This window comes from Parapedobacter koreensis (assembly GCF_900109365.1).
Classification (GTDB): Bacteria; Bacteroidota; Bacteroidia; order Sphingobacteriales; family Sphingobacteriaceae; genus Parapedobacter; species Parapedobacter koreensis.
Genome location: NZ_FNZR01000017.1, coordinates 1 through 18,143 on the forward strand (window position 1 = coordinate 1; position 18,143 = coordinate 18,143).

Here is an 18,143-nt window from a genome sequence, read left to right on the forward strand (position 1 = left end):
ATGGCCAACGCGCTTGCGGGCACTGGGGTGATGTTTCCGTTTTTCGCGCCTTTGCTGGGGTGGCTTGGGGTGTTCATCACGGGTTCGGACACGTCTGCCAACGCGCTTTTCGGGAAGCTTCAGTCGACGACGGCGTCGTCCATCGGTGTTGACCCGGTGGTGACGGTGGGTGCCAATGTATCGGGGGGCGTTGTCGGGAAGATGATTTCGCCGCAGTCGATAGCGGTGGCGGCCGGTGCTGGGGGATTAATCGGGCGGGAGTCGGAACTGTTCCGTTTCACGGTGAAGCACAGCTTCATCATGCTGCTGTTCATCTCGTTGCTGGTGCTGGCCCAGGCGTACGTGTTCACGTGGCTGATACCGGAGTACACGGCATCGGCGGGCCAGCAGGCGCATGCCGCCTCGGGCGGTCCGGCGGGCTACCTGTACCTGGGGATAGTGGCCGCGGTGGTACTGGTCATTGCACTGCTGGTCGCCAGTACCAGAAAAACACAGGTAGTTCCAACTCCATAAGCGGATTCAATTCATTTTTTATATATGCAAGATAACAATAGAAAAATCGGATTTATTGGTTTGGGTATCATGGGCAAGGCGATGGCCCTAAACTTGATAAAAGCGGGGTATGAGTTGTTAATACTCCGCAGCAGTAAGGCATCAAGCGAATTGGAGAAAGTTGGGGCGCAAGTGGTAGATGGCTATAGTGCGCTGGCAGGAGCCAGCGACGTATTGATTACGATGCTTCCGGATTCCCCCGATGTGGAGGAAGTGGTGTACGGTACAAATGGCGTGCTTACAGGCATAAAGGAAGGCACGCTGTTTATCGACATGTCCACCATAGCGCCCGCCGTATCGATTAAATTGAGCAACGCTTTGGCCGAACGAAATGTCGATGCACTAGACGCCCCGGTATCCGGAGGGCAGGTGGGAGCGGAGGCAGCTACGCTTTCCATTATGGTAGGTGGAAGTGAAGCCGCATTCGAAAGGGCATTGCCAATTTTTGAGGCAATGGGCAAAAATATCGTGCACATGGGTGGAATGGGCGCGGGCCAAACAGCAAAAGCATGTAATCAACTGATTGTCGGGATGACCATACAGGCTGTTGCGGAGGCGTTTACGTTGGCAAAGAAAGCAGGTGTAAACCAAGCAAAGCTACGCGAAGTACTGCTGGGTGGGTTTGCCCAAAGCCGCATTCTGGATTTGCATGGCAATCGCATCATAAATCGAAGTTTTGAACCCGGATTTAGGCTTAAACTACACCGTAAAGACATGAACATCGTTTTGCAGACCGGAAAAGCACTGGCTGTTCCGCTATACGGTGCCTCCCAAGTAGCTGCCCACATGGATGCTGCAATCGCCGCTGGCGACGGTGATTTGGATCATAGTGCACTTGCATTGCTCCTAGAGAAACTAGCAGGGATAACCGATTGACAGAAAAATGATATGCACATTTTGATAGCACCTAATGCATTTAAACACGCCCTTGATGCCCATGATGCCGCTATAAGTATTCGGAACGGACTGTTGGCAAGTAAACTTTCCTGTACCTGCGAATGTTTCCCTGTGGGAGATGGAGGGAATGGGACCTGTAAGCTAATTATAGAAAAATGTAAAGGCGAGACGTTCATAGCTACTGTTAAAAACCCATTGGGCGAGTCGGTGGAAGCACCAATAGGACTGATAGAAAACCGGACGATTGCGGTTATTGAAATGGCTGACGCTTCCGGATTGCACTTACTTCACCACTCGGCATTGGCACCGTTACGGGCAAATTCTTATGGAACAGGGCAACTCATCAAAGCCGCATTAGATAAGGGAGTGAAAGAAATCATACTCGGTATGGGGGGATCTGCAACGAATGATGGCGGCAGTGGCATCTTAGCGGCTCTCGGAGTCCGATTTTTAGACAAAGAGGGAGATGAGATTGATGAACTTCCAATAGGATTAGAACGGTTACATGCTATAGACACATCAGGGTTGGATAAGCGGTTGGCATCATGCACAATAAATATACTTTGTGATGTAGCAAATCCATTGCTAGGGCAAGACGGTGCAACGCGTGTTTTCGGCCCGCAAAAAGGGGTTTCGGCAGCCGAATTAACACAACTGGAAGCCATTTTAACGCATTACGCGGCGATCATCGAAAGGAAAACAGGAAGAGACATCGCTGCGGTGACTTCCGGCGGGGTAGCAGGCGGTGCAAGTGCAGGATTATACGGGATATTGGATGCCCAATTGGTCAATGGTATTGATTACTTTTTGAAACTTACGCAATTTAGGGAATCGCTGAAAAAAAGCAACCTGGTAATCACCGGCGAAGGGAGTCTTGATGCCCAAACGTTATATGGAAAAGGTCCATACGGCATTGCTCTGCAGGCAAAACAATTGGCAATACCGGTTATTGGCCTCGCCGGGGTTGTCCCTAACAATCAAGCAAAGGAACTGGAAGATTATTTTGATATGATGCTGGCTTTGGGAAACGGTCCGATGTCATTGGAAGAAGCATTGCAAACGACGGCCCAAAATCTTGAACGCGTAGCAAGGCAAATAGGTAATTTTATCGCTTGTTATCATCAGAAATCTCTGAATACCATGCGCAAACAATAATGCAACAATTTTCTATATTAATTTCTTATATTTAACCCCGACTAATTATTTGATTCCTAAGTTTGGTTAAACAATTAAGAAACGTTGAATTTGGACGACAAACAGCTCATGATCCAGTTCAAAAATGGCGGCGAACCTGCCTTTAAGGCCATTTTTGATCTATTCAACAAGCGTTTGCTTTATTTAGCGACAACCATTGTACATGATGAAGCTATGGCGGCAGACATTGTGCAGGACGCTTTTGTAAAGCTGTGGAACCGCAGGGAAAGTTTCAATGATATGATGGCTGTAAAAGCTTTCCTATACTTGTGTGTGAAAAATTCTTGTCGAAATGAATATAAACATAACAAAGTTGTAGAAAAATACCTTTCCAGGCAAGAAGAGCCAATTGAAAGTCCTATCATGATGGCCAAAATTATCGAAGCAGAGGTCTTAAATAATTTATACAACGCCATTGAAAAACTTCCTGTGGCTTGTCGGGAAGTTGTGCTACTAAGCTATTTTGAAGGAATGAGTAATCAAGAGGTTGCAAAACAACTGAATATCTCCATCAACACGGTGAAAACACAAAAACTACGAGCATTGCGGAATCTTAGGATGTTCTTAAAGGACTTATCGCCGGGATTGGTAATATTGGTAACAGAAATACTGCAAAAATTGCGTCACCCAATTTGACGGTTTGATTGTTCTTCACTACAAGAGAAATGAGCCAAAGCGACTATATTAATTTTGAAATTGCTGAGTTAATCGGCAAGTACTTGCGTAATGAAATTAGTGAGGAGGAAATGGTCGTTTTGGAAAACTGGAGAACGGCTGATTTGAGTAACAGGCACCTTTGGAATAAGTTGACTAACGGTGATTATACCAGTCGCCAATTAAAACAATGGCCAGATAATGCCCAGTCCGATGCCTTATGGATGCGATTACAAGGTCAAGTAATGCACAGCACCAGTATCCATAAACGGAAATTTTTTGCATGGCGGATTGCGGCTGGGTTTGTGGTGCTCGTGCTTGCTGTTGGGGTTGTTTTCTACCTTTCTGATAAACAAGAACCTGTTCAGACTGCTACTGTATCGGCTGCTGATGAGCTTCCAGTGGGTGGGCTATCAGTTCCGAGTGGGGTCACATTGGTCACGGGAGATGGGCAAAGGGTGGTATTGGATGATGAGACTGAGGTATGGCATGAGGTGGATGGAACCCAGATAAACCGGGATAAACAAGGGTTGTCATATTTCGCAAAGGAAACACCCGTTCGGGGAAGGCCTGTCGCCCATACTGTCATGACACCGGCTGCTCGTACGTATAATTTGGTACTCGCCGATGGTACAAAGGTCTGGTTGAATGCTTCGTCCTCGATTCAATATCCTACCGCTTTCGAGGTATCAGAACGGCGTGTGACATTGCATGGGGAAGCTTATTTTGAAGTTGCTGAGGATAAAACCAGGCCATTTATTGTCATGACTGGCAAATCCCGTATCCAAGTATTAGGAACACACTTTAATGTTAGATCCTATCCTGGTAATGGTGTCGAAAGAACAGCCTTACTTAGCGGTTCGGTAACAGTAATGGATATCAAACGTAAGCACATGATACAATTACAGCCTGGTTTTGAAGTAATTGTAGACGATGATCGGCCAATGATTATCCAAAAAACAGACGCAAACAAAGTATTGGCCTGGAGACAGGGGCTTTTTGTATTTGAGAACGAGCGATTGGAATCGTTACTGGCAGAACTTTCCAGTTGGTATGACATCCATCCCCACTTTGTAGATCCGGAAACCAAGAATTACCGTTTTACAGGTCGATTACAGCGCTATACCGATATCCAAACCCTGTTGGATATCATTACAGAAACGGCAAAAGTAAGATTCTCCTTAAAGAATAATCAATTGCTTGTCAACAAAGCAAAATAGCATTTTTTTAGTGCCAATATGTTTTCCTTGCTTTGTAATCATTGCAAGGCGATTGGCTTTATAAGTCGTTTTTGTGAACCTGAATTTTTTTTATAGCACGTGTCACCCGTTTTCCATTTCCTATTGTTTCCATTACAAATCCCGGAAAGCAAGGGATTGCCAATTAAAAACTGATTGATTAACCATTTAATAATGAATTATGATGATACCTCATGCTTACTTTGGTAGGAAGGTCAGATTCGGCTGTATGTCATTTGCCTTTATGTTGACAGCAATGGTTGCCTGGTCATCCCCACAATATCGGCTGACCGTGAACTTGACTAATGAAAAGCTTGTTAAATTGTTCCAGATTATCCAACGGGAGACTGACTATCAGTTTATTTACAACGATGAGGACCTAGCGGATGCTCCCCTTATCCAGGTACACGCTGTTGAAAAATCCGTAGAATATATTTTGAATGAATCGTTTAGAAATACGGGATTGCGGTACCGACTTCGAAATAATACGATTGTTGTCTCCAAGCAAATTGTCCCGGTTCAGCGTGAAATCACTGGACGGGTAACGAACGAACAAGGGGAGCCGCTGGAAGGCGTCACGATTTCGCTAAAAGGACGTAGCATCGCCACGACGTCTGATGCTGAGGGCTATTACCGATTGATGTTGCCTACAGCTGACACCGGATCCTTGGTGTTTACCATTGTGGGGTATGAAACTTTTGAAGCACCGCTATCATCAGTAAGCGTGATAAATGTGTCTTTGAAAGAGCAGGTAAGCGATTTGGGTGAAGTAGTGGTCGTTGGCTACGGTGTACAGCGGAGACAAGATCTTACGGGTTCTGTTTCCTCGGTGGGTATAGACAAAATTAGGGACCTGGCTGCTACCCGTGTCGATCAAGCCTTATTGGGAAAAGCATCGGGGGTTCATGTCAAACCCGTATCAGGAGAACCGGGTGCAGCCCCCAAAATAAGAATAAGGGGCATCGGCAGTATTTCTGCCGGGTCAGACCCATTATACGTGATTGACGGGTTTCCCACCTCAAACATTGACAACCTGAACCCGAACGATATCGAGAGTATGGATATTTTGAAAGATGCATCTGCTACAGCTATCTATGGATCACGGGGAGCGAACGGCGTGGTACTGATCAACACAAAACGAGGTTCCGAAGGAAGGACAAGCATCAGTTTTGATACTTATTTTGGGTTCCAACGGCTTGAAAAGAAGCCAGTATACATGAATGCAATGGAGAGTGCTATCTATTCCTACTACGGTATTAAAAATCAGAATATAGATGAGGGAAATGATGTCTCGGGACTACCCGAAACATGGCCAATTAAAGTGCCTCAAGTATCCCTCGATGTTTTGGACGGTCGCAATACGAATGATTATGAAGCGTTGGATGAGATTTTACAGACGGCTCCTATGCAGCAATATCAGCTTTCGGCTACCGGAGGAAATCAATCGATTAGGTATGCAATAAGCGGGGAATATTTGGATCAGGAAGGGATCGTGATCAACAATGATTTTAAGCGCTATTCCCTTCGTGCGAATTTTGATGCACAATTATCAAAGCGGTTGACAGTAAAACTCAATCTCAACCCTTCTTTTACGCATAGGGATCTTGTGCCGGCTGGTGGGCCAAACAGCACTGTGGAGGATAGAAGTGCAGTGGGAGGTGCGCTACATGTACACAATTTCTATCCACTGCTGGTAGATGAAAATGGAAATTATGATAAAAATGGTGAGTATTTCCTTTTTTCAGGTCTCGAAGCGCAAGGTAATTTTCCGAACCCGCTGGCCGTAGCCAGGGAAATTCAGAGCAGTCGAAAGGGAATAAGCTTTTTAGGAAATATTAACGCAGAGTATCTTATCACGGACAACCTAAAATTCAACACGTTATTCGGCGGTAATTTAATTAATTTTAAGCAGGCTTACTTCGAGCCCATGAATTCGGCCTTCTTTAACGTCCCCGCATCAGGAAGGGATGATACCTCCATGGGAATCAATTGGATCACAGAAAATACGCTCAATTATAGAAAAGCTTTTAATCGGCACAACATCGAAGGATTGGTCGGTTTCACGGCACAGCATGATCAGCTCGAAACCAACTTTCTTTTCAGCAACCAATTTCCCAATAACTTGGTGCCTACATTGAGTGCTACGAGCGGAATTATTACGGATGGGTCGTCCGACATCAGCGAATGGTCGATGCTTTCGTATCTGGCGAGAGCGAACTATAATTTTAATAATAAGTACTACGTCACAGCGTCTATCCGTACAGATGGTTCATCGCGTTTTGGCCAAGAAAAAAAATGGGGAGTTTTCCCATCTGCGGCGTTGGCATGGCGTATTTCCGATGAGAATTTCATGGAGCCGATACAATTTATCAGTGATATGAAACTCAGAGCGAGCTTTGGCATAACAGGCAATAACAATATCGGTAACTATGAACACCAAGGGACTATTAACTATCTGAAATATCCGTTTGGCGGACAGGAAATTTCAGGTTATGCCCCAGAGCGGATCGCGAACCCATTATTGACGTGGGAAACCCAGCGCCAGTTTAATTTCGGTGCTGATTTGGCTGTTTTCAACAGCAGGTTGCAGTTGACCGTCGACTATTTTAATTCCAGAAATTACAATTTGTTGTTGAATACTCGTATACCTGCTACTACGGGATTCAACAATAAGCTATTGAATATTGGCGAAGTCAAAAACACAGGTTTGGAGTTTACCGTAAATTCGATAAACATAGATGGCCCTTTTGAATGGATGACAGACTTTAATATTTCTACCTATCGCAATGAGGTGGTGAAGCTCGGTCCGAATGGGGACCCGATTTATGCCGGGGGAAGTATCACCATGATTGGACAGCCGATAGGCATGTATTTCGGATGGTTGACCGATGGAATTTTTATGAACCAAGCTGAATTAGATCAAGGCCCAATCTACAATCCGGGCGCCAGGGATGCCTCCCGTATGGGCGATATCCGGTTCAAAGATGTCAGTGGTCCCAATGGTGTGCCTGACGGGATTATTGATGTAAATGACAAGACGATTATGGGATCGCCATATCCGGATTTCTTTTATGGGATGACCAATCGGTTTTCTTATAAAAATATTAGTTTAAGTATCAGCTTGCAAGGTTCGTATGGAAGTGAAATTCTCGCGATATCTAGGGTATCATCGGCTAATACGCGGGCACGGTACAGGCAACTCGCTTTCTTGAATGATTTTTGGAAATCAGCAGAAGAGCCCGGTGATGGAAAGACCCCCAGACCTAATAATGCCCCGACGGGTAATTACCGTGGAACCTACAGCCAACAGTGGCTCGATAATGCATCTTATCTCCGTATAAACAACATTACATTATCCTATGTAATTCCCGATAGATTATATAAACGATTTAATATTAACGCTTTGCGGGTATATTTGACAGCCAATAGCCCCTTTATTTTTACCAAATATACGGGCTTTAATCCAGATGTTGATTTCAGTGGTAATACATTGGAACCCGGCGTTGATCAAAACGACTATCCCACGGCGAAAAGCTTGCTGTTGGGCATAAATTTGACATTTTGAATAGCAAAATTATAAACTTAAGAGGATGAATGTAGTGTATTTCCGTCATATACGTTGGGAAACACCATTAATAACTTATTGATATGAAAAAGTTAGCTTATATAATCGTCGCGTCAATTGTAATGAGCGCGTGTAATAGTGGTTTTTTAGAGATATCTCCCATATCCACGGTGGATATCGATGCAGTTTACACAACTGATAAGGATTACCAAGATGCGGTGGTGGGCATTTATAGGGCTTTTGCTGATCAATACCAAAACTTTTGGCAGTTTGGGGATTTACGGGGAGACGATTCAGAAGCACAGATGTATAAAGGGACGGCAACTGATTTCATGAATGATTTTACACTGGATAATTCGGCGGGCATCCTTCAGAACAGCTGGGCAAACTATTATACCATGATCAATCGTGCAAATATGGTGCTCGAACGGATCGAGTCGGCAGATCCCGCAGTTGTCACCAATAAAAATCGTCACATCGGAGAAGCGAAATTTTTGCGTGCGCTAGCTTATTTCGATTTGGTTAGGATCTTCGGCGATGTACCTTTGATTACCAAGGTAATCACGGAAGAGGAGTCGTATCAAATTGGGAGATCAAGTGTAGATGAAGTATACAATGGTCTGATCATAAGTGATTTGCTTGATGCAGAGAATTTGCTGGCAAATCGATATACTGGTGTGGACGTGGGAAGGGCGACGTCAGGTGCTGCAAAGGCGTTGCTTGGTAAGGTATACCTGACAAGGCATGATTTTGTCAATGCCGAGGCCAAGTTGGCTGAAGTAACTACACTTGGATATGCGCTTTTAGACAATTTTAATGATTTGTTCGACTACTCGTCTGAACATCATAGTGAATACATCTTTGACGCTGAATATGAGGAAGGCATGAACATGGGCAGCATCTTTACCAATAATTTTTGCCCCAATGTCCCATTCATCAGCGACCACTTTGGGGTAAATGGTGTTAGAAGTGACAACCAAAACCCGACAGATGCTTTGTTTGAAATATTTGTTGATGAGGATCTACGAAAAGATATCACAGTGGCGCGTGGTATTACGGACGAAAATGGCAATTTTATTCCTTTGCCTTCGCAACAGGTACGTTCTTTTACAAAAAAATACATGACGCCAGTGGCGACGACGAACGATAGCAAGGCGAATTGGAAAGTAATCCGGTATGCTGATGTCTTGCTGATGTTGGCCGAAGCGATGAACGAAAATGGTAAAACGGATGAAGCCTTGGATTATTTGAATCAGGTACGTGAGCGGGCGGGTTTGGAAGGGTATGCTGATCTTTCGCCGGATGATGCCCGGGAGAAAATCTACACCGAACGCCGACTTGAACTTGCTTTTGAAGGGCATAGGTGGTTTGATTTAGTACGGACAGGTAGCGCTTATCGTACAATGGCTGCTTATGGCATGGAACCACATATGACCATTTTTCCAATTCCACTTGTACAATTGCAGGTGGTTAATAATCCGCAGATATTGCCCCAAAATCCGGGATATGAATAAGGAGTTTCCGTCGTGATCCGTTATATTCGTTAATTAAACCATGTCCGAATGAGTATCTTGAAGATTGTATTTATTGCATTGTTTTCCTTTGTGTTTGACATGAATGTGCAGGCAAAGGTGACCATTGTATTCGACACGGAAGTCGAGCCGGTCAACTATGGTGTTAATCTGCTGCGCCAGACCTTAATCCGCCAAGGATTGGCGGTGAGAACTTATCATAAAGATCAGGTGACCGAGATGCCGACCGTTTGGGTACTTTCTGCCAATGAAAGTGTCCCCTCATTACTGGCGCCATATCTTGAATCGACAGACTTTTCCGATATTCAGGAAGAGGGCTATAAATACCGCTGGATCAACGAGGGAAAGACATTGCTTATCTTGTCAACCGATGCCGTCGGAAGCCTGTATGGTCTTTTGGATGTGATGGAATATGCCCAGACAAAAGGGACATTTTCTTCAATACCAGGTAAACTTATCAATCCTGGGTTTGCTTATCGGATCGTCAAATTCAACCTCCCTTGGTCTCCTTACCGAACAAGCGGGGCAACGGAAGTGCATATGCATACATGTAGGGATCTTGCCTTTTGGGAACGTTTCCTGGACATGATGGTTGAAAATCGTCTGAACGTACTTTCCCTTTGGAATAACCATCCTTTTCCGTACATGATCAAGTCCAAAAACTTTCCAAAAGCGACGCCTTTTGACGATGCTGAGCTAGCAGACTGGCAAATGTTCTGGAAGACGTTGTTTCGCATGGCAAAAGAGCGGGGTATCCAAACGTTCATTGTGAATTGGAACATCGTGGTGTCTCCAGAATTTGCAGAAGCGTACGGAGTAAAAGAATACGGCGACCGATCCGAACAAGTGAAACAATACACGCGTGAATCGGTCACGCAATTGATCAATGAATATGAAGATTTGACGGGCCTAGGGGTGACATTGGCGGATTGGATGGGCAATTTTAATGAGCGTATGGAACCGCAGGAAAGGGAAGATTGGATTGAAGAAACGTTCGTTAGGGGAATAAAGACAGCAAAGCGGCCAGTCAAATTTATTCACCGATCGGTTCTTGCGGGCGACCCGATGGCCATGCGAAACCTTATTGACAAGGCTGCTTTCGACGAACCGGTATTGGTAGAGATTAAATTTAACTGGTCGCACGGGCATTCCACTCCGGTTTTGGCTATATCTCATGATTACCATTCAGGCGAACTTGATGATAGGTTTTGGGAGCCTTTGCCGGAAAATTACCGGATACAATGGATGGTTCGCAATGAGGATTTCTTTATCCTACGTTGGGGACAACCTGACTTTATTAGGGAACACATCTCCGTTAATAACCACCCTTATGTCAATGGGTACTTTATTGGGTCGGAAGGATATATCCCAGCCATGGATTACTCCCAGCGGCCTTCATCCGATAAAACATGGCAATATGCCTTTGAAAAGCAATGGTTTTTCTACAAAGTATGGGGTAGACTGCTGTATCAACCCGACACACCCGACGAGATTTTTGCTACGGCTTTTGACTTGCGCTATGGAAATCAGGTGGGGCATAAATTGCTGGAGGCTTACAAATTGGCCAGTAATATGCCGTTGCGGCTGGCATCTTTCCATCGTTCTACTTGGGACTATACCCTCTATGCGGAAGGGTTTATCGAGGCGGAGCCTTCTTCCACCGATTTTTTTGACCGTTCATCTCCTTTTATTGCGATAGACGAATTCATTCACCACGAAACTTTGGATCCGAATATGCTTGATATACCCAGCTTCGTACGGCTGTCTCTGGGCGAGGAAATCATTCCTCCTGGCAAGATTACCCCTTTGGCACTGGCAGCTTCCTCCGAGGCCGACAGTAAACGTGCGCTTGAGCTGATCGACTCATTGAAGCGACATGTGAATGAATACTCCGGCGCGCTCGGTTCGGAATTGGAAGACTTGGCTACGTGGAGTTACCTGGGACTTTATTTCGCAGACAAACTGAAGGCCGGAGTTGCGCTGGAATTGTACCAAAAAAGCGGGGATGAGGCACAAGGACATAACGCTATCGCGTTGTTGGAAGGATGCTTGAGACATTGGGATCAAGTGGTTGCCTATACCAATGGGCGATATTTTCCAACACCACATGTGAGTACCGAACGTTGGGGATCTGAATTCCAGGTATTTGGTTGGGAACAACTACGACCACAGGTACTGAGAGATATCCAAATTGCAAAAAAGATTGTTGGATTGACGGACTAAGGCCAGCGATTGATATGTCGAAAATTACTTTTATAATACTGATGTTTCTTGCCCTTTGTACCTATGGACAGAGACCTGAGCGCGTCTACATACAACATGACAATGTGGTGCCTCAAGCAACCTATGCGGCAAGGAAATTGGAGGAAGCGATATTGAATAAAGGTTATCTCGTCGGGAATGCCAACGAATCAAATTTTCAAATATCTCTCCTCTTGGATACCATCGAGATGACTGTAGAGGCCTTTTCAATCAGACTTGAAGGGAATCAAATCAGGATAACTGGGGGCGATGTAAGGGGGCTTATTTATGGTAGCTTATCGGTGGTTGAGGATTTGGAGAACGGCATCGCGCTAAAAAACATCAAAGAAAAAAAAGAGCATCCTCATTTAAGTTTCCGTGCTATCAAGTTCAACCTGCCGTGGGATGCATATCGTGAAGGGTATGCCATGGAACTGCATCTGCAAACTTGCAAGGACTTGGGTTACTGGGAGACATTTTTAGATATGATGGTTGAAAATCGTTTCAACACACTCACACTTTGGAACCTACATCCCTTCCCTTATATGATTAGACCCCGCAATTTTCCGGAAGCTAGCCCTTTTGATGATCAGGAGATGGCAGCGTGGCAAACGCTGTACAGGGGATTGTTTAGGTTGGCTAAGGAACGTGGCATTGAAACATACATCGTCAATTGGAATATCTTCGTTACCCCCACGTTTGCTAAGGCCCACGGTGTTTCAATTCCAGACGGGAAAGCGCGGATCCATTACGGCATGGGAGATACCGCGGAAGTCATCAAACGCTATACGCGCGAATGTGTTACACAGGTGCTGGAAGAATATCCGGATTTAACGGGCATCGGTTTTACACATGGCGAGGCGATGCGGGGAATGTCTCCCAAGGAACGCCAAGATTGGTTCGAAACGACTATATTGGAAGGGATGAAGCTCGCTAAGCGCAGAGCGAAGCTTATCCATCGGGTGCCGCTTGAAGTTAATTCCGAGGGCAGCGAATCTGGTCCTATAAATGTGGAACAACTGACCCGTGAATCGATGGAAAAAATAGATTATCTCGAAAAACCAATATGGGCTGAAGTAAAATTTAATTGGTCACATGGGCATTCTTCCACGAAATTGATTAAAGTACACGGGGGGCAATTGAGTGACACCTATTTCAAACCGGAACCCGAAAATTATAAAATTGCTTGGATGGTGCGTAATGAGGATTTCTTTTGCCTGCGCTGGGGGGTGCCGGATTTCATTCGCAAGCATATTGCCACAAACAATTATCCTTATGTTGGCGGGTATTTTGTAGGCTCGGAAGGATATATTCCAGCTAAAGATTACTTTTCTAAACCCAATTCTGCGATCCAATGGAAATATGCTTTCCAACGGCAATGGCTATTCTATAAATTATGGGGCCGGCTCTTGTATAATCCTGCTACGCCGGATGTGGTGTTCCAATCCGAATTTATTAGGCGTTACGGCATGGCAGGAGAAGGATTATTGGAAGCGTCAGCATTGTCAGGGAAAACGCCGCTGCGTCTTGCTTCTTCTTTTGATTTTACATGGGATTTCTCGCTTTATAGTGAAGGATTTCTGGCGATGGAAGATAATGAAATGCGGTTTATTTCCATTGATAGGCAAATCAATCAACTTCCTGCGGATTCATCTTATATGTCTGTTTATGAGTATGTAAATAGCTCAAAGGCAGGCAAATCAATAGCGGATAATCGGATTACACCGCTGTTGTTGGCAGGCATGTTGGAAACGGATTGCGGAAAAGCCTTAGCGCTAGTCCAGCATATTGATTTACCGGATGGCAATCCACTGCTATACGAGGTGGCGGATATTAAAATCTGGGCAAATCTGGGGCTGTACTTTGCACAAAAACTAAGAGGGGCAGTAGCCTTGCAGACCTATCGCTTGCTTGGAGGCGAACAGCACAAACAACAAGCCATAGGCCATTTGAAAAAAGCACTTGGCTATTGGGATGAAGTCGTAGGGCAAGCCCGACCATTATACCGGGATATGCCATTGGCGGCCTACGCTTATCCTCATGAAGGAGTGCGGAATGCAACTGGCGACAAATCGCGTTTTCATTGGGAGCGGTTGAGACCCGATGTGGAACGGGACATCGAAATAGCAAGAAATTCGACGTATCTTCCTGCTAAGTAGTTATGTAAGTGTTAATTATACCTTATTGATTTTTTATGAGAAAAAAAAAATGTCTAAGAAAAGTTGGCCAACTTTTCGTTTTTCTGATGCTCGTGTCGCAGTTTGGTTGTGATGCATTGACCAATAAGCCGCAGATTTCTATTGTCACTGATACCGGTCCAGGAGAACCAGTGAACCATGGCTTGGCTGAGATAACGAATGAACTGCGGGCAAAGCGTATATCATTTGAGACCGTTGGATCGATTGAGGAAGCGCAAGGCAAGCATATCGTAGTGGTGGGTTTGTCGGAAGGAAACGGTGCAGCGGCACAGCTGCTGGTTGCAGAAAATCGTGCTGTGCCTGCGGAGCCCGAATCCTTAGCGATTTGGTCAACACGTTTTGACGGTAGGCCCGGATGGGTGATTGCCGGCTCAGACAATCGGGGGCTAATGTATGGCCTTTTAGACGTGGCAGAACGAATAAGTTGGGCCACTGATTCGCAAGAGCCCTTGACAGCGATTGTGGAAGTGACGGAAAAACCGGACGCAGCCGAACGGGCGATCTCCATCTATACCATGAATCGTGCCTATTGGGAAAGCCGGTTTTATGATGAAGCTTATTGGGATCGGTACCTGAATACACTGGCTAAGAATCGATTTAACTCCCTGGTTTTGATCTTTGGCTATGAAAATGGTGGCTTTTTAGCTCCCGTTTATCCTTATTTTTTTGATGTTGATGGATTCCCGGATGTGCATATGGTAGGTATCGATAGTGGGCAGCAAAAACGCAATTTGGCAATGCTTAACCGCCTCGTTGAGATGGCACATGAACGAGGTATTCGGTTTTCGGTTGGTATCTGGGACCACATCTACCGTGGTGGGGTTCAGGGAGGAGGAGTTCCCGAATATAAGGAAGCGCCAAATCAACCCCAAGAACACCTTGTTTGGGGAGTTACTGCGGATAACTTGACGGCCTATACGAAAGCAGGCATGGAGAAGTTTATTAAGGTTGTCCCTGGGCTTGACGGAATACAATTAAGGGTTCATTGGGAATCAGGCCTGACCGCAGCGGAACAATTGGTCTTTTTTCCTGAAATTTTCCGCATGGTTAAAAAGACCGCTCCCAATCTCCGACTGGATATACGTGCGAAGGAATTGCCAGATCAGATTATTGATGATGCGTTGGAAATAGGGGTGAATTTCCGGCTCACTACTAAGTTTTGGATGGAACAAATGGGAATGCCATACCATCCAACGAAGACTAACCCTGAAGAAAGTCCTATCAGGCATAGTTATGCTTATTTGCTGAGGTATCCACAGAAGTATAAAATGCATTGGCGTCTTTGGAACGGAGGAACATCGCGGATGCTGCTTTGGGGAAGTCCAGCGTATGTAAAAAGGTTCGTGGAAGCGACCCATTTGTATGACGGGGAGGGGTTTGAAGTAAACGAACCGCTTGCAACAAAGATGGAGGCCCAGCCTCATGATGCCCAGCCGTTTGAATTAATAAAACCGGATTATCAGTATTACGATTATGAATTTGAGCGGTATTGGCATTTCTTTCAAACATTTGGACGCATGGGCTACAATCCAGATACTTCGCCGGAGGTATGGGAGAAAGCGTTTCAAAAGCGATTCGGTAATGAAGTGGGACCTATTATTGAGCAGGCCCTCCATAAAGCCAGTTGGGTATTGCCAAGGATTGTGACATCCGTTTTCCCTTACCGTGAATTTCCAATGACCAGGGGATGGCCTGAAAAAGAACGGCTTGGAGATTTGCCTGCGTATTCAACAGCGGAGTTTAGCGATATGCAGCAATTTGCGAATTTTACTGACGAAGCCAATTTACTGGTTGATGGAGGGGAAGAGCCCCGGATACTGCCGTCAGAAAACAGCCGCTGGTTTGAACAGGTTTCACAAGACATTAATCGATTGGTTTCCGAAGCCGAAAAATATATGCCAAACGAACGGAATCGCGAGCTGGAGGTCACCATCGCAGACCTTAAAATCCTTTCGAATCTGGCATTGTTTCATTCCCGCAGAATACCTGCGGCTGTCAGTTACTGTTTGTTTGAAAAAACCAAGGATGTAACCGCTTTGGATGATGCCATAGCTTTTGAACGCGAGGCTATAACGGCTTGGAGCCAAATAGTAGCTGCGTCAAAAGATGTATTTAACGATGATTTACTGTTCGGTGTATGCAACGCAGGACTTTGCGGGCACTGGAAGGATGAACTCGAAGCCCTTGAAAGAGGGTTGCGTGAGTTGGAACAAAAAAGGGACGAAATGCCGACGACAGGCGCTGCTATACGTACAGCACCACGTTATCAAACGGCTTCCGACAAAGGCCAGCTATTTAATGTGGTACACGATCCAGTAGTAACAAACCCGGTTGGTGAGCCACTTAAAATCACGGTAACTATTAAAGCTCCAGCAGGTGTCAAATGGGTTCGCCTCAGGCACCGGAGCGTCAATCAGGAAAAGCCATATAAAACACTTCCGATGTTGCGTTCAGGATCAGCAGACACCTATAGTGCGGTGGTTGCAGCAGGCGAGATCGACCCGACATGGGATTATATGTATTTCATTGAAATGATGGACGACGCAGGGAATGGCCGTATATATCCCGATTTGAATGAAGAGACGCCATATATTATTGTAAAATTAATTAGGTAATCACTTTTCATTGAGTCCCAAAGGCAGCGTAAATGTATATTTGGGAACGATGTTCAATAGTTATTTATTCAGTGTATACAACATGAAGCATAGCGATATAAAAATTCAAGGTAACTTTTTAGACTCTTACAGCGACATCTATACCTTGGATGTTCTTGAAACACTGGAGGCCTTGCTTCCTTTCAACGGTGCCATCAAATCGGCGATGTCCGACCGTCTCGGGCGGAGGCTTTCACGCTACCAGCTGGGGGAAAGGATAGGTTTCCTTCCGTGGGATTCGTACATTCCCGGCACGTCGATAAAGGTGGGAGACGCGCGTTCGGGTCGGTTCGAGGGGGGCGCGATCCCGGATGATTTGCGTCGGCAGTGGATCCAGGGGACGGGCCCCGCGTCGCGTCCCGGGGCATCGGTTGAAGCGGGCCTTCGGAACGTTGCCTACGCGCTGCTTTCTGGGGCCGACGGTTGGATGTTCGACGGGGAGGACGCGCTGGGCCAGGCAGGGACGATGTCGCTGGACAGCCAGCGGAACCTGAAGCTGGCCTACGGGAACGATCCGCTGTTCCATCGTGTCGCCGAGGGGGTGTCCGGGGAGATGAACCGGTGGTCGTTGGGCTTCCTCGGGCGGGAGATTGTCACGGACTGGCGCTGGCAGCTGGGTTTCACGACGCGCATATTCCGTGTCCGGGGGCTTCACCTTGCTGACCGGCATGTCCGTTCGGGGGACGGTTCCCCGATGGCGGCGTCGATAGTGGATCTGGTGCTGTACGTGGTTAACAACTACCGGACGCTCCAGGCATCCGGTTCGTCCATCGTGCTGTACCTTCCCAAGATACAGACGGCGGGGGAGGCGGCGCTGTGGGCCTCGATGCTCGGGACGCTGGAAGACCGGCTGGGATTGGGAAGGGGCAGCATCAGGGCCTACGTGCTGGTTGAGCAGCTTGAGGCGACGTTCCAGCTGATGGAAATCCGCGCGGCGCTTGGCAAACATTTCGTCGGGTTCAACACGGGGCGCTGGGACTACATCAACAGCGTTTCGGACGCGATGGGCTGGGACAGGGGATTTGTCCACCCGAACATCGAGGAAATCACGATGGGTTACGGTTACATGCGGAATTACGAGGACAGGGTCCGGCGGGCGGTTAACACGCCGGATATGGATGGCAATACGGCTTTGTGGCAGGGGGGCATGGAGCCGAACATCCCGGTGGGTTCTGCGGCTGGGGTCGCGGCGGGCATGGATAAGGCCCTTTCGGGTGCGCGGCGGGAGCAGGCTGCCGGGGCTAGCGGGAAGTGGGTTGCGCACTGGAAGATGGTGCATATCGTTCGTCCGGTATGGGCGGAGGTGGGTGAAGACAACCAATCGGGCAGGGAGTTCCCGCGGCTGACGTATACGGCGGAAGACGCTTGCGGGCTGACGGAGCTGGAGGCGGCACCGCTTACGGTGCGTGGTGCGCGGA

Annotated in this window: 10 protein-coding genes and 1 pseudogene; all 11 read left to right on the forward strand. The window is 46.5% G+C overall.

Features of this window, described 5'->3' with window-relative positions; genetic code table 11:
* Window positions 1-513, forward strand: a 513-nt coding sequence (locus BMW65_RS23405; RefSeq protein ID WP_090609403.1) for an L-lactate permease, incomplete at its 5' end; no start/stop codon positions are given.
* A 24-nt stretch (window positions 514-537) separates the two neighbouring features.
* On the forward strand, window positions 538-1,428 hold the full coding sequence (locus BMW65_RS23410; RefSeq protein WP_090609404.1) for a 2-hydroxy-3-oxopropionate reductase: 891 nt from the start codon (window positions 538-540) through the stop codon (window positions 1,426-1,428).
* Between the two features lie 12 nt (window positions 1,429-1,440).
* Entirely contained in the window at window positions 1,441-2,604 is a 1,164-nt protein-coding gene (locus BMW65_RS23415; protein WP_090609406.1) for a glycerate kinase, read from the forward strand.
* A 108-nt stretch (window positions 2,605-2,712) separates the two neighbouring features.
* Window positions 2,713-3,279: an RNA polymerase sigma-70 factor gene (locus BMW65_RS23420; protein ID WP_177181289.1), complete on the forward strand. Its 567-nt coding sequence runs from the start codon at window positions 2,713-2,715 to the stop codon at window positions 3,277-3,279.
* A 29-nt stretch (window positions 3,280-3,308) separates the two neighbouring features.
* Window positions 3,309-4,517, forward strand: coding sequence for a FecR family protein (locus BMW65_RS23425; RefSeq protein WP_090609409.1), 1,209 nt, complete (start codon window positions 3,309-3,311; stop codon window positions 4,515-4,517).
* A 310-nt stretch (window positions 4,518-4,827) separates the two neighbouring features.
* Window positions 4,828-8,100, forward strand: a complete 3,273-nt coding sequence (locus BMW65_RS23430) for a TonB-dependent receptor (RefSeq protein ID WP_218145503.1) — start codon at window positions 4,828-4,830, stop codon at window positions 8,098-8,100.
* Window positions 8,101-8,183: 83 nt separating this feature from the next.
* Window positions 8,184-9,614 (forward strand): RagB/SusD family nutrient uptake outer membrane protein, encoded by a 1,431-nt coding sequence (locus tag BMW65_RS23435; protein ID WP_090609412.1) that lies wholly within the window; start codon window positions 8,184-8,186, stop codon window positions 9,612-9,614.
* A gap of 48 nt (window positions 9,615-9,662) precedes the next feature.
* Window positions 9,663-11,855, forward strand: a complete 2,193-nt coding sequence (locus BMW65_RS23440; RefSeq protein ID WP_090609413.1) for a hypothetical protein — start codon at window positions 9,663-9,665, stop codon at window positions 11,853-11,855.
* A gap of 41 nt (window positions 11,856-11,896) precedes the next feature.
* Complete coding sequence (locus BMW65_RS23445; RefSeq protein ID WP_090609415.1) at window positions 11,897-14,032, forward strand: hypothetical protein; 2,136 nt, start codon at window positions 11,897-11,899, stop codon at window positions 14,030-14,032.
* A 35-nt stretch (window positions 14,033-14,067) separates the two neighbouring features.
* Window positions 14,068-16,686, forward strand: coding sequence for a hypothetical protein (locus BMW65_RS23450; RefSeq protein ID WP_177181290.1), 2,619 nt, complete (start codon window positions 14,068-14,070; stop codon window positions 16,684-16,686).
* 82 nt (window positions 16,687-16,768) lie between these two features.
* Window positions 16,769-18,143, forward strand: a pseudogene (locus BMW65_RS23455) (hypothetical protein); the annotation flags it as partial.

What these genes read in the sequence shown, in the direction of transcription:
- BMW65_RS23420 (WP_177181289.1), top strand. Translation starts at nt 2,713, where the DNA reads ATGATCCAGTTCAAAAATGGCGGCGAACCTGCCTTTAAGGCCATTTTT.
- BMW65_RS23425 (WP_090609409.1), top strand. Translation starts at nt 3,309, where the DNA reads ATGAGCCAAAGCGACTATATTAATTTTGAAATTGCTGAGTTAATCGGC.
- BMW65_RS23445 (WP_090609415.1), top strand. Translation starts at nt 11,897, where the DNA reads ATGTTTCTTGCCCTTTGTACCTATGGACAGAGACCTGAGCGCGTCTAC.
- BMW65_RS23450 (WP_177181290.1), top strand. Translation starts at nt 14,068, where the DNA reads ATGAGAAAAAAAAAATGTCTAAGAAAAGTTGGCCAACTTTTCGTTTTT.
- BMW65_RS23435 (WP_090609412.1), top strand. Translation starts at nt 8,184, where the DNA reads ATGAAAAAGTTAGCTTATATAATCGTCGCGTCAATTGTAATGAGCGCG.
- BMW65_RS23410 (WP_090609404.1), top strand. Translation starts at nt 538, where the DNA reads ATGCAAGATAACAATAGAAAAATCGGATTTATTGGTTTGGGTATCATG.
- BMW65_RS23415 (WP_090609406.1), top strand. Translation starts at nt 1,441, where the DNA reads ATGCACATTTTGATAGCACCTAATGCATTTAAACACGCCCTTGATGCC.
- BMW65_RS23440 (WP_090609413.1), top strand. Translation starts at nt 9,663, where the DNA reads ATGAGTATCTTGAAGATTGTATTTATTGCATTGTTTTCCTTTGTGTTT.